The sequence below is a fragment of the Motilimonas pumila genome (assembly GCF_003596335.1).
In the GTDB taxonomy this organism is placed as follows: Bacteria; Pseudomonadota; Gammaproteobacteria; order Enterobacterales; family CBDFNC01; genus Motilimonas; species Motilimonas pumila.
Window position 1 is genome coordinate 169,554 of sequence record NZ_QZCH01000004.1, and the last position, 13,516, is coordinate 183,069.

Genomic DNA, 13,516 nt, shown 5'->3' on the forward strand with positions numbered 1-13,516 from the left:
TGTTTACACAATGGTAGAAGGTAACCACGGCTATGTGAGCTAACACTGACTTTTCTATTGTACCTGTATTACTCAGGTTGAAATCCCGTCGATGCCCTTAGCGCCAAGTTTGGGTAAAATAGGGCAGCAAGGCTTGCTCAAACCGGTTTGGCCAAAGCGCTTTGGTTGTGCCGGGGTAACGATGGAATTGATGCTCAAAGTTGGCCAAGGTTAACTGCTGATGAAATTGATCAATGGCGCTGCCTTGATGGCTAGGATCAGATTCTGCATTTTCTAACCAGAGCGAGAGCGGCGAGCCCAGTCGATAAAACAAGTCGATTTTCTGCGGCCAATTGGCAATGCCTTGCATCCATAACTGCTGCAGCGCCAGATCCGCTTCTGAACCATCAAAGTTTGGATACTGGCCATACTCTTCACCACTGATTGGCGCCACCGATGCGCCATAAGCCATGCGATAAGGCTGCGGCCAAGCGGTAAGTTGGGTTTTAAAATCCGTACTTTGCAACATGGTTGGTCCTGCCGAAAACGCAACACCAAACACATTTGCGTATTGCAAGCTGATGTTTAACGCCCCCAAACCACCCATGCCAAAACCCGCCACCCCGCGTCGTCGCTCAGTAATAGTAAGGTTATAGTGTTGCTCAATCCAAAACGGCAGGTCAAACACAGTATAATCTTGCCACAAGCCGGTTAATTCAGAGTTAAGATAAAAACTGCCGCCCAGCTTATTGAGGCTAGGCACCGCCACTATCATATAATATGCTTCTGGGTGAGCTTTGAAGTACTCGTCGAGCATTGGCTGTAAACTGTTCATGACGTATTTATCTTGGTTGAAGTCTAGCAGCCAATACACGACCGAAAGCTCCCTACCCTTTTGTTTTGGTGGAATATAAACACTCACTTCCTGTTTAGTCGGCGTGCCTAAACCGTTACTTTTTAATGCTGCCACTTGGGTCGACAACTGTTCAACCTGACCCGCCGCAACGGCTAACTTACTGGCCAACAGTACACTGATGAGCACACCACTGATAATGCCTAAAGCGATTTTCATATTCGCATCCTTTCCTAACCGCAACTATGCTTGCTGTATTAACTAGGTGTAGCCTAATTGCGTCTCGATGTGGATAGGGTTTGACGCAATTGACGATATTGACGGGCTACATAAATATGACTCATTAAAATCTCAACTTTCATCAAGATTTAATATTCAAATTGTTTTAGATCAGAACTTTAGCAAATTGTTTTAGATAGGCTGGTAGGGTGGCGATGATTTCATTGGCACGACCAAGCACCTAAATTATAGGGGGATATATGAATACACAATTTATGGCGACCATCGCAGGCAGTGATCGACCTAACTTATTAAAAATACTCGCCGAAAAAACCCACAATTTAGGTGGTAAATGGTTAGACAGTAAAATCAGCCGACTCGAAGGACAATTGGTAGGCATCATAAAAATTGATATGCCAGAAGAAAATATGTCTGCCCTTAAGGCTGAGTTTAATGCCATTGCCGATTTTCATGTCAGCACCTCTGCTATCAACTTGGTCACAGTGACCGAGTGTGAACAAGTTGAAGTGCGAATAGAAGCTAAAGACAAACCTGGTCTAATCAGTGACATTACCAACTTACTGGATCAAAAAGGAGTCACTATTGAGCACATGGAAAACCACCGCTTAAGCGTGGCAGAAATGGGCACCATAGTATTTTATGCCGATATGAATTTATTAGTACCGGTAGATTTGGGTACTGAATTACTGCTCGATGAATTAAAAAATATTAATCAAGATTTAAGAGTTGAAGCCGTGGCATAAAAGCCGTTGGTAAGAGTTCAAGCAATGTTCTTCTTGGGATAATCAATTTTTCATAGCAGCACTCAATTAATTGAGTGCTGCTTTTCATACTTATGCGGCTTGCTCTTGGCTCAGGGTTTTCTGGCCATTAATCGCAATGCTGCGCGGTTTCAACGCTTCAGGTATGCGTTTTTCTAAACGAATATTCAGCAAACCTTGGTCAAAATCTGCGGCAACCACTTCAACGTGTTCAGCTAAGGTAAACTTGCGCTCAAAGTTACGGTGTGCAATGCCTTGATGCAGAAACGTTCGCTGCTCACTGGCTTCAGGTTTACGCCCAGTCACTTTTAAAACTGCGTTTTCAATTTCAATGTTTAACTCTGACTCGTTAAAGCCTGCCAACGCCAGCGTGATGGCGTACTGATTTTCAGCCAATACTTCAATATTATATGGCGGGTAGCCCGAGCTACTATCAGATTGGCGCAGCGCACTATTGAGTATACGCCCAAAGCCATCAAAGCCTACACTATTGCGGTAAAGAGGGGTTAGATCAATCGTGTTCATTTGTATTCTCCTAAAGAAGCAATCATCTAAATTGACTCACTCTCTTTGAGACATGAGCCTTCACTCTTATTCGTAGGGTGCCTTTTTGGCTTTTCAAATTTTTTTTTGAATTTTTTTTAAAATGCCATGGTATCCTGCCCACCTCGCTCACTATCAGGAAGCCAAAATGTCTCTATTTCCCGACCTCGCCGCCTTTGCTAAGGCCCACCCAGCTTGCCACGGCAACATTCTGGCATTGGCTTATGACATCAGTGAACAAAGCCATCAAGAAGTGGCTTTTTTTAATCAGCAGCTAAATCAACATAAACTTGCGCCTGCGAAATGGAGCATTACTTTAGCGCCACAAGCCACAGCGCAATGGCAGCTGCAAATCAGTGCCCAAGAAGCAAACCAATTTGTCCTTAACAACAGCATGAGCTTAGCGGCCAGTGCATTATCCGTAGTGCTAGAGCTGCAACACCTGCAAGACTGCGCAGAACAAAATAAGATTGTTAAAACTAAATTAGGAAGGCAAGAAACCAGTTTAGACAAGTGGTTTAGCGATAAACAAAACGCCGATGAATTTGCGACAACGCTGGCGCTGGACACCAGTTTGCTTGGTTACTTTCATCAAGTTTCACAAATTCTATTTGGCCACTGCAGCCTACCGGAAACGAGTTTAGTTGAACGCCGAGCATTGATAACGGATGCAGATTTTAACGCTGGCAGCATGTTTTGCTTATGGTTGCAATATCATCAAAATGAGCAGCGCAAACCGGTTTCTACAGAGGCTGCGTTACATCGCTTGGTCAATGCGGGTTATCTATTAGGTGTGATTCAAAAAAGCCAGAGTAAAAACAAAAATGCGCTGCATTATGCCGCCCACCGGGTCAGCTGCTTAGCCAGTGGAGCACAAGCTGCTGACCAAGTAGCTTATGAGGAAGCGAGTTTACAGCAATCCGTGAGCGATGCTAGCCAATGGATAGAAGCTGCGCTGAGAGACTCAAGCTTAGCTGATTCAGTAGGAAGCGAGAGTGAACTCAGCGATGACGCCGATAAACTCGAACAAGAAACGGCACCTTGCCGAGCGCAGCTTAAATCAGGCCCATTGCAACAGCTGGCGTTTTAACCACGCCAACTTGCCCATAGTCTTTACACTATGCCCCTTGCGGCGCCAACTTGGCGCCCTTCTTCCATTTCCCACTGAATGCCGTATTTGTCTATCCAGTAAAAAAAACTAATAGGAAAACCGTCAAGCTTGACCGGGTGATAATCCTTATCCGGATTAATCATGGTGACGCCCTCTTGATCTTTTAAGTACCTAAAGACCGCATTACAATTTGAAACTTCCAACGCAATATGACGAGGTCCACCTAGATCATAGGTCTTAGGTTGCTTGGGTAATTGCTCGGTACCATGAGGAGCGTGATAGCGCATTAGCTCTAAGAAAATGCCAGCTTCAGGGTGTTTAACAAATAATACATCAACGTTAACTTGGTCTTGGGGTAAACCCGCATCTACGGCAAAAGCCGCCATGGTTACGCCACGGTAATCCATCGCCGAACCATCATGATCAATGGCACGCTCAAAACCCAATACTCGTTGGTAGAAGTCAGCAGCAATATCCACGTCTTCCACAATCACGTTAATGTGTGAAAGGCCCAGTACAAATGGCGCAATTTCATGGCGACACAAGCGCTCCATGCAGGTGGATTGCACTGCAGGTGTCGATTCTACACAATACTTTGCGTTCGTTTTTGATTGCACTTGAGCATTACAGATTAAGTAGGCTTTATCTTCTCCTTTAGAGGTATCGCTGGGGCCAAATTGCACTTCATACGGCCACTCTTTGACGCTGAACCACTCAGGGTTAATCACGTAAGCGGCGGCTACCATATCAAACGGGTTAAAACCATTAGCGCCAAAAACCAATTCCCACTCCGCTAACCAGCCTAAGGAATGGCTTGCTAAGTAACGTCCTAAACGATTAGCTAACTCTAGACGAGCAATATCATGAGGTTTAACCCAAACGTCTTTACACGCTGCAAATGGCACCATGGTGAATGCTACCTGGTGCTTTGCCAAGACTTCAAAAGCCAACGTATCAGCTTCAAAATTTAAATCACGAAAAGGTTTTGGTTGATGATGGCCGGAAATAAAATGCTCTTGCTGGCTTTGTCGTCCAGCCACAATCACTAACTCGGTTATATTCGCCACCAAATCAGGCCGCAATAACGCCAGCATGGCAATATTGGTCAATGCACCAATGGCTAACACCGTCATGGGCCCTTCTTCTAAAGCCGCGGCAAGCGCATTAACGGCCGCAACCTGGGTGCTGGTTATTGGCGCATCGTTACTTAGTGGTTCAGGAGAACCAGCAAACACCTGCAACGATGTGGCACCAAAGCGAGTTACAAACTGCTGCGCCTTAGCTGTCGACTCTGCAATATCTTGAGTATTACCAAGGGTGGAAGAGATGCCAGATATCAACACTTCAGGACTACGAAATAGCACCCCAAGGGCATACCCATCATCGACGTCGCAATAGCTTAAAGGACTGGCTTTATCGCCTATGGTAATGTCGGTATCAATCCATAATCGTTTTTGACTGCTGTTGGTCATGACGTTTCCTTGTACGAGTTATATTGGCTAAAGATGACTTGGTTACGGCCATTATTCTTCGCTTGATATAAAGCCTTGTCGGCCATTTCAAACAGCTGCGAAAAAGCAATGCGTTTCGAAAACTGGCGCAGATCTACCGCCAGAGCGCCCACTGATAATGTCACAAATTGATGTTGTTGATTGCCTTTGTGCGGAATTTGCTGCTCGAGCATTGCCCGCCTGACCCGTTCAGCAAGACGCTGTACGTCAGTTGCAGCTGCGACGCGAACTAAAATCACAAACTCTTCGCCACCAATACGAAATGCGCCATCGGTCTCGCGCAAGGGCTGACGTATGGCTTGTGCAACGGAAGTTAATACTATGTCCCCCTGACCGTGGCCATATATATCGTTGTAAGCTTTAAAGTGGTCTACATCACAGATGATTAAGCCAAAATAATCGGGCTGCTGACGGCTGGTTTTTATAAAGGCCTCTACACTTTGAGAATACTTCAAGCGCGAGCCCAAGCCCGTTAACGGATCGACCTCAGACTGCTGCTTAAGCAGCTGCAATTGCAACTTGCTGCGGGTAATTAAGGCGGAGAAATCTCGTGCTAAGACGCCAATTTCGTCTTCTCGCTTCAATTCTGCGATGGCTTCTAATTCTATTTCATTGATATCTTGCGCCATGTGCTGAGTCAGCCGTTTCAGCGGTAATACAATCCAACGAGTACTGATAATAATGATCAAGCTCGACAACATTAAGGCAACAAAAGCTTCGCCATAAATACTTTGTAATACTTCTGCACGTAAGGAATACAACTCTGATGCATCAAACACAGCCCAAACCGCACCACCATTTTTATTCCGTAACGGCAAACGGGTATGTAAACTGCGCGTTTTTGAGTCGAGGAAATAACCGTCGAGGGCTATTTCAGGTTGCTTCCAAGGGAGCTTAAAATTCAAACTCAACTCAAAGCTATTGATTAAACTAAGGTAATTCTGCTCGGCCTTGTTTAATAGAAAATCGACTTTTTTAGCATTGGAATGCTGCTTGACCGCTTTAAGACGATCCACCTTTGCCAATGCATCCATCAATACTGCTTCGGTAACCTGGGTTTGCCACACCTTGCCAGAACGCGCTTCATTATCAGCTAATGACTGCTCACGAAAGTACCTCAGTCCATAAGGCTTGGTGCTGTAATCCGAGTAACCACTGACATCAAAAAATCGCAATGAGTTAATATTATTAAACTTGTCCACCGCTGAGGGCATTAACATGGTTGCGTAGCTGTTGCCAGACACCGCGGTGGAAATATCTCCTACCACATCGTTCATGGCCAGATTGGCCAAAGCCGCGGCATGGGCCACCCGAGAACTCCACTCACTGTGGTAACGCGCCCAACTCAAACCGAGAATAATCACCAAAACCAACAACAGGTGCGAAACAAACAGCACCTGATTTAGCTTCAGACGGTTAATCAGCGAGAGCATCATTGGCCGCAAACGGGCTCTGAATTACTGCTTTTCATAGACGCCAAGGACTGGCTCGGTACATGTGCCATTAATACAGATATCTTTGTACGCGTCATGGCATTGATGACAAAAACTGGCTTCCAGAGAGGGGTGCATACTGCTAATGTCTTCACCCTTGCGATTGTAAGAACCATAAATGGGTAAACCCGATAAATGCTCTGTCACCCAAATAATGCCTTGCACTTCAGATATAGCAACCACTGTGGGGCCGTCGGTATAAGGGCCATGAGTTTTGTATTGTTCTAATTTTTCGGGGTTGACGCGGATAGTCAAAGGCGAGCCTAAGCCGTTGTTAATCCAATCGTAAGCTTTCACTGATTCTTGAATGAAGAGCGAAGTGTCTGGCGGCAATACAGTATCAGCGGGCAAGTTTTGAGATTCTTTCACTACTGGCCAGGACTCCCACCCAACGGGGTAACTAGCGACTGATTCAGCTAAAATACTGGGTGAAACAAGTGCTAATACAGCAATGCCAACTTTAATGGGGTTAAACCACATGACTCCTCCTTGAAACCTCACAATAATGATTGCCGACCTTGGTTTAGCAATCACTTTTTTATTATGCGCGAGGCTAGCCGCTAAAGATGGACAGATGATGCATTTACCATCAAATAAATATAAAACAATTCATATATTAGACCTTAAGCTCATTGGCCATACAAATAATAAGCCTACTGCCTCATCGTGTTATCACTCTGATGACTAGATCTTATTTATCAACGAGATCCAGCTTCTTTGCTAAGGGTTCAATCAAGCTACCTTGCACACAGACCGAAAATAGCACCACAAAAAAGACCATGTGTACCATATTCATCGAACCTTCTACGCCCGCCGTGGCAGGAATTAACGCAAAAACTATCGGTGTAGCCCCTTTTAAACCTATGCTGGAAATAAACAATCGCTTGCGCCAACTTGCGCGCCAAAACGGCAAATAACATAGCTGCACCGCCAGCGGCCTTGCCACGACACAAAGTAACACCGCTGGGAATAAAGAAACCCAGAATACTTCTGCCAGAGATTGCGGAAATATTTGCAAACCCAAAATGACAAACATTAGGCTTTGTGCCAGCCAAGACAGGCTATTGTAAAAGTGTTTGTTCACTTCTCGGCCACGTGAAATGCTGTTGCCTATCACCACGCCACCAATGTATAAGGCGATCAGCACATTACCGCCGAGTAATTCCGTGCTTTGCATGATCATCATAAAGCACGCCAGCACATAAACGGGAATTAAGCCGTATTCTTCCAGCTTAATGCTATTAAGCGCCACGACGCTTAGCCAAGCCAGTAGGCCACCCATTGCGATACCCACCACAATTTGTTGCGACAAAATGGTGGCAATGCTCCAAGCATCCGTTTGCCCAGCCCCTTGGCTCATGATGATATCCGTTAACAGAATAACCATCAGCAAGGCTACGGGATCGTTGGTGGCCGATTCAAATTCTAAAATGGTATCGGTGTTTTCTTTTAGCTTCAGCTTCTTAGACTCTAAAATCGAAAACACAGCAGCAGCATCAGTCGAAGACACCACCGCAGCAAAGAGTAAACACCAGAGCAAATCGATAGCAAAGAGGTAATGCATCAGCAGCGCGAAGATAATGGAGGTAAACAATACGCCAAAGCTAGAGAGCACGCCGCCTTCACGCCACGCAAGACGAATGCTTTGAGTCGAAGTATTTAGGCCACCCACAAATACAATCATGTTCAGCGCAATACTGCCGACTAAGGAAGTTAAGCCTAGGTTGTCGTAGGTAAAATCAAACTCACCGTTGCCAAAAGCTAAACCGACTCCCATGAAAATCAGTAATGAAGGGATCCCTAACGTTTTTGAAGGTTGATGTAACAAGATGCCCACCGCTACCAATATAGCCAAGCCCAGCATGCCTATTTCTAATGTCACATTCGCCTCTCTAAGTGCTAGTTATATCGCTTTATGCTAAACCATCTCTTTGATAAAGCTACTATAAAAAAGGCAACCTTGAATTAACTTGGTTGCCTTTTATAGAAAATGTGAAGGACTCGCCCTTGAAATTAAATGCCCATCTCTTGTTTCATCGATTTCACCGACTGCTTGAATGAAGCCATTTGGCTTTTGGGTACTGAGGCAGAGTAAGGCAATTTCACCTTCAACGGGTTAACTTGACGGCCATTAATGTGGAATTCGTAATGTAAATGTGCGCCTGTGGAACGCCCAGTATTACCAGTTTTAGCGACTTTCTCACCCATTGAAACCCGTTGGCCTTTGCGCACCAGGATTTTGCTTAAGTGTAGGTAGCGAGTGGTGTATTTACGGCCGTGTTTGATAACCAGGTACTTACCCGCAAGCGGGTGATTCGCCACTCGCTCTACTACACCGTCACCAATTGAATATACCGAAGTACCAATAGGCGTGGCCCAGTCAGTACCATAATGAGGCCTCACTTTACCCGTCACAGGGTGCTTACGATTTAAATTGAAGTGAGAGCTAATACGGTAGCGACCATTAATTGGAGATTTACGGTAAGCCTTGGTCAAGCCTTGGCCTTTTTCATCGTAATAACTACCATCTTGGTTGATAAACGCGCTGTAGGTATTATTGCGACTTTTAATCACTACCCCCAAGACCTCTTCCTGGTAAACATCATCACCGTTAATGCGCTGCTCGTTAACCACCATGTAAAACTTGTCACCCGCTCGCAAGTTTTTAAACTTAAGTCTGTTTTCCAGTAACTTAGTAATATGAGCAACGCTACTGCGCTTTACTCCACCTTTGCGTGCGCTGGCTTCAAACGAGCCGCGGATCTCACCGCTAACCGCTCGCTGTGACCACTTACCAGGGTTAGTGTAAAGGTCTGCCACATAGTTGCCATCTTCTAACTTAAAGGTCAGTTGGTTGGCAATGTCGATGTTTAAAATCAGTTGCGTGAGTTTGTTATCGTCATCTAGCGTGGCTTTAATAGACTGGCCTGGTTGCACGTTACCTAACTGTAAGTGCTCTTCATCTGCAACCAATAGCTCCATTAAGGTTCGAGGCGGAATATGTAAGCGATCGAAAATATGACTAACGGTATCGCCCCGTTTAATTTCAATAAAATGCTCAGTGACCCCCGACATGTCTTGCCCCATAGCGGCATGCGCACGCACCACATCAGCGGGGTCTTGGGTTGGTTGGCCGACGTATTGGTTAGATTTTGCTTTATCAAGGTCAAGGGTTAATGGCTTTACTATTTTGCTGTCAGGTCCAGCAGCAGTAGAGGTTCCTGAGTCATCGGCAGGCCAAAACAAAACCAATAAGGAAGTAATGCACACCACCGCAATAGCGGTTAGGTGGAATTTAGGTAAACGTCGAATCATGAGCGCCAAAGTAAAACGTTATAATATAACAAAACAAAGCAGTGTATAAGAAAAAGTCATTAGAATATAGCCACCGCCCGCTAGGAACAAGGGATTGTGCTCATTTAACCATACAACGGGTAAGGTTTGAGCACAAAAGTGCGTACACAGCGCTTTAGCATCGGAAATATGCTGTCAACGTCACACGCTATTAGCGCCAAACTAGACGCCAGGACGAGCGCCAAACTGACCTTGGTTTTTGCGGATGGCGAAAAACATAATAAACGCCATGGCTGTGCCAAGTGGTACCGCCATCAAACACGTCGCACAGGCGATGTAGCCCAATACTTTACCCCACGACGTGCGCAACAATAAACCGATGCCAGCAGCCACATACAATACTCCCAACACGACAAATAAGCGGGCAACGTACATCACCTCAGACAAAGGCGTACCTTGTTCAAGCGCCGGGGGGGTTAGCCAGCCAAACATAATCGCACTGCTTTGCAAGGCCAGAAAGCCTCCTACCAACACCCACACGGTGGCTATTATCTGCAATGCTCGCCACCATGGCTTGCTGTATTGCTCTGTTGGGAAAAATTTCATCTTGATATCTATATGGGCTTTAAAGGATAACGGGAAAGGTAACACATTACGGCAAGAATTTATTGATATTGCACCTGATTTCTACCGCTATGCTTGGCGCTGTATAAGGCTCGGTCAGCGCGGTTAAGCAAATCCGAAACCGTATCTTGGTCGGCCTTGGAAGCTGCACCTGCACTGATGGTGATATTCCTCCCTGGCACTAAATCAGCCCAGTCATAATTTTGAACTGCCAGTCTTAAGCGCTCTGCAGTCTCGAGGGCTTGAGCTTTATCACTCACCGCGAGTAAAACCACAAACTCCTCGCCGCCATAGCGCGCCACGGCATCATCTTGGCGAATATTATGAGAAAAAATGCTGGCTAAACACTGGAGCACCTGATCACCTATTTGGTGGCTATAATTATCATTCACGCCTTTGAAGTGGTCTACGTCAATTAATAATAGAGCATAGCTTTTCTGCTTTTCTGCCAACGTAATATCAAGCCAGCGGCGATTGTGTATACGAGTCAGAGGGTCGATGTAAACGTCGCGCTCAAGTCGGTTTACCATGGCTTTTTGGCTTTGTGTTTTCGTTTTAAGCGCCAGGTTTTCGAGTTTCGTTTTCTCCGTTTCTAATTCAGGCTCCCAGCGTTTAAAGCGGCGGAAGCAATTCTGCCCGAGTTCACTAATAGGCACCTTTTTGAGCAACTCGACCTCGATTGCATGGGCCTTTTTTTCACATTCAAGTGCCGATTGAAAATCGCCTTTATTGCCAAAAGCTAAACTCAGAGCATCATAGATTTCGCTTTCTAAAATAGGCAAATTAGCTTGCTGGACTTGCTCCAAACTGGCCTGCAATTGCTCAATCGCAGGGTCATGTTTGCCTGACAAAGTGCTCACCACGCACTTTTCAAATTGAACCTTGTTAGACACCCAGACGTACCCGGCCAACTGACTATGATGCTGCGCTTTGACCAATAAATTAGCGGCAATATCTAACTTACTTTGCGCACGGCAAATTCGGGCATGATAAAGATAGAACTCGGCCCGATAACCGGCGTCTACGACTCCCGCTTTGACCGCCTCTTGCTCGGTGCGGTCTAATAACTCACTGGCTTCTGGGTATTGTTCAAGAAAAATCAAACAGGCGGCTTGGCACAAATTTAACCTAAGCTTTAAAGGCGCAGAAGTAATGCCTTCACGGTGGCTTTGGGCTTTATTATAAAAACGCATCGCCCGCTTATGATCATTCACTACTTCAAGCAATACCGCGATACCAATTAAGGCTTCGACAAAAGCATCTTCATCACCAACACTCGCGCCAACAGAGCCAACCTCTAGCCAAGCTAACATCGATTCTTGATAACGGGTATCTTCCTCGTAGCAACGCGCCAAAAATTGTTGCGCAATAAGATAATCATGCTTATTTTTACTGCGAGATAATAAGCTTGTCAGCTTCTCCAAGGTTTTTATTGCAGGGCTTAAATCGCGTAACTTAAAGTGCAATTTTGCCAGTAGTCGCAAACCCAGCTCGTGTTCATGCTGCTCTTGCGCATCATGCAAAAAACTCTGAGTTAGTTGCAGCGCTTGCTCCAACTCCCCTTGATTAAGCGCATGGTGGGCTTGAGTTAATAAATCGATATCATAACTCAACGCTGTACCTCCCATTGCTGTAATTCATCAAACAAACATAATTCAGCTTTAACGCTACACCCTTCAATACCTTGTAACCACCAAGGGTAACTGCTGAGTAAGTCTTGAATATGTCGTAATAATTTTTGATGTTTGTCAGGGGCAACTTGCACCGTTAGCAATAATTGGTTTTGTTGCCATTGCGTAATTCGATCATCTGGCTGCAATAAAGCATACAAAACATGCAATCCAAAATGCGTAGCGCTTGGCTCACTGAACGTAACCCTGACAATCGCCCAATCCACTTGATCGCGGCGTAATTGCACTAAGTGCAGCCAGGATTGTGGTAACCTAAACTGCGGTAAATGCTCTATTTGAGCGACGTGGTCGGTAATATTTAACCGTCGAATCAGACGCTGTGAGCGCGCATCGAGCTGGCCGCGGGAAGATAAGTATTGGTCGCGGCCTTTAGAAGCCGATTGCTCGCGCAGTAAATTGACCGAATAATTACGGTATCGTTGATAATGATTGAGGGCATCAAGGTAGACGCCTAACCGCTCACAGATATTGGCACGCTCGAGGCAAATTTGCGACAACAATTCACCTTCATCAAATTCCAGCGCCATGGTTTCTGCTTGCTGCAAATACTGGTTGGCAGCTTCTAACTCGCCGGTCTCTTTGGCGACTTTAGATAATGAAATGGAAGCGTGCGCCGACATCCATTTGAGCTCGTGTTCAGTGGCGATATTGAGAGCAAGGTTTACTTCACTCTTGGCCGCTTCAACATCTCCTGAATATAACAGTGCCAAACCTCGAAAATCATGGATCTCAGCGTGCCAAGTTTGGTCAGTACAATCTTGCAGAAGTTTGGAACCACGATCTAAGTAAGGCAACATGTCGGTAAATCGTTGCTGCAAAAATAAGGTCCAAGATAATAAGATGGCAGCCTTACCACCTAACCATTCAAACTGACAATACACTGCCAGTTCCAAGGCAAACTTCAGCGCAGACTCCGCATCATGCAGTGAATCTGTGATTCGCCAAACATTACCTAACCCGACGAGCGCTTCTATTTGAAACTTAAACTGGTTACTCAGGATTGACTTTTCCAGGCATTGATTCCAGTAATGTTGGGCAGAGCGATACCTCGCAAGGCCCCAATTGAGGGAAGCGTATCTGTGGTACAACTCTGGACAGAATTCGAATTCAAGCTCGATGGTGAGCAGCGACTCAACGCGGCGGCAGACTTTTAGTCCCGCGTGATAATCCATGGTATGCCAGTAAACTTCAGCCATTTTGAGTAACGCTTGAACATAACCATGGTCGTGATTCGTTGAGCGTACTTGATTGACTATTTGGGTGACTTTTTCGAGGGCGTCAACCGGCCGCTCAGTGATGATATTATCCACTGCAGCCAATGCTTGGGCTAAATCAGCATCTTCAAATCGATACGTACGCTTTATCTCCATTCAAATAGTCAACCAAATAATAATTGAGGAGCCATAATATCAAAAA

Annotated in this window: 12 protein-coding genes; 2 read left to right on the plus strand and 10 right to left on the minus strand. The window is 45.5% G+C overall.

Going from position 1 to position 13,516, the window contains the following annotated elements:
• Positions 1 to 97 precede the first annotated feature (97 nt).
• Positions 98 to 1,051, minus strand: coding sequence for an alpha/beta hydrolase-fold protein (locus D1Z90_RS06080; protein ID WP_119909857.1), 954 nt, complete (start codon positions 1,049 to 1,051; stop codon positions 98 to 100).
• A gap of 260 nt (positions 1,052 to 1,311) precedes the next feature.
• Here D1Z90_RS06080 and D1Z90_RS06085 point away from each other — a divergent pair, with 260 nt between their 5' ends.
• The gene (locus D1Z90_RS06085) at positions 1,312 to 1,815 is read left to right on the plus strand and encodes a glycine cleavage system transcriptional repressor (protein ID WP_119909858.1); all 504 of its coding nucleotides are present in this window, start codon (positions 1,312 to 1,314) and stop codon (positions 1,813 to 1,815) included.
• A gap of 90 nt (positions 1,816 to 1,905) precedes the next feature.
• On the opposite strand, the gene D1Z90_RS06090 is transcribed toward D1Z90_RS06085, so the two are convergent.
• Complete coding sequence (locus D1Z90_RS06090) at positions 1,906 to 2,358, minus strand: Hsp20 family protein (protein WP_119909859.1); 453 nt, start codon at positions 2,356 to 2,358, stop codon at positions 1,906 to 1,908.
• A gap of 166 nt (positions 2,359 to 2,524) precedes the next feature.
• Here D1Z90_RS06090 and D1Z90_RS06095 point away from each other — a divergent pair, with 166 nt between their 5' ends.
• Positions 2,525 to 3,466 carry a hypothetical protein gene (locus tag D1Z90_RS06095; RefSeq protein WP_119909860.1) on the plus strand — a complete coding sequence of 314 codons (942 nt, stop codon included), beginning with the start codon at positions 2,525 to 2,527 and terminating at the stop codon, positions 3,464 to 3,466.
• A 23-nt stretch (positions 3,467 to 3,489) separates the two neighbouring features.
• Here D1Z90_RS06095 and D1Z90_RS06100 read toward each other — a convergent pair whose 3' ends face one another.
• From D1Z90_RS06100 to D1Z90_RS06135, 8 genes are all read right to left on the minus strand, one after another.
• Positions 3,490 to 4,959, minus strand: coding sequence for a nucleoside hydrolase (locus tag D1Z90_RS06100; RefSeq protein ID WP_119909861.1), 1,470 nt, complete (start codon positions 4,957 to 4,959; stop codon positions 3,490 to 3,492).
• Complete coding sequence (locus D1Z90_RS06105; RefSeq protein WP_158587068.1) at positions 4,956 to 6,395, minus strand: sensor domain-containing diguanylate cyclase; 1,440 nt, start codon at positions 6,393 to 6,395, stop codon at positions 4,956 to 4,958. Before D1Z90_RS06105 ends, D1Z90_RS06100 begins: the two co-directional genes overlap by 4 nt.
• Before the next feature lie 60 nt (positions 6,396 to 6,455).
• Complete coding sequence (locus tag D1Z90_RS06110; RefSeq protein WP_119909863.1) at positions 6,456 to 6,971, minus strand: hypothetical protein; 516 nt, start codon at positions 6,969 to 6,971, stop codon at positions 6,456 to 6,458.
• A gap of 211 nt (positions 6,972 to 7,182) precedes the next feature.
• The gene (locus tag D1Z90_RS06115; RefSeq protein ID WP_119909864.1) at positions 7,183 to 8,373 is read right to left on the minus strand and encodes a potassium/proton antiporter; all 1,191 of its coding nucleotides are present in this window, start codon (positions 8,371 to 8,373) and stop codon (positions 7,183 to 7,185) included.
• A 131-nt stretch (positions 8,374 to 8,504) separates the two neighbouring features.
• Positions 8,505 to 9,806 (minus strand): peptidoglycan DD-metalloendopeptidase family protein, encoded by a 1,302-nt coding sequence (locus D1Z90_RS06120; RefSeq protein ID WP_119909865.1) that lies wholly within the window; start codon positions 9,804 to 9,806, stop codon positions 8,505 to 8,507.
• 201 nt (positions 9,807 to 10,007) lie between these two features.
• Positions 10,008 to 10,391, minus strand: coding sequence for a hypothetical protein (locus tag D1Z90_RS06125; protein ID WP_119909866.1), 384 nt, complete (start codon positions 10,389 to 10,391; stop codon positions 10,008 to 10,010).
• 59 nt (positions 10,392 to 10,450) lie between these two features.
• The gene (locus D1Z90_RS06130) at positions 10,451 to 12,022 is read right to left on the minus strand and encodes a GGDEF domain-containing protein (RefSeq protein ID WP_158587069.1); all 1,572 of its coding nucleotides are present in this window, start codon (positions 12,020 to 12,022) and stop codon (positions 10,451 to 10,453) included.
• Positions 12,019 to 13,470 (minus strand): tetratricopeptide repeat protein, encoded by a 1,452-nt coding sequence (locus D1Z90_RS06135; protein WP_119909868.1) that lies wholly within the window; start codon positions 13,468 to 13,470, stop codon positions 12,019 to 12,021. Before D1Z90_RS06135 ends, D1Z90_RS06130 begins: the two co-directional genes overlap by 4 nt.
• Positions 13,471 to 13,516: the final 46 nt, after the last annotated feature.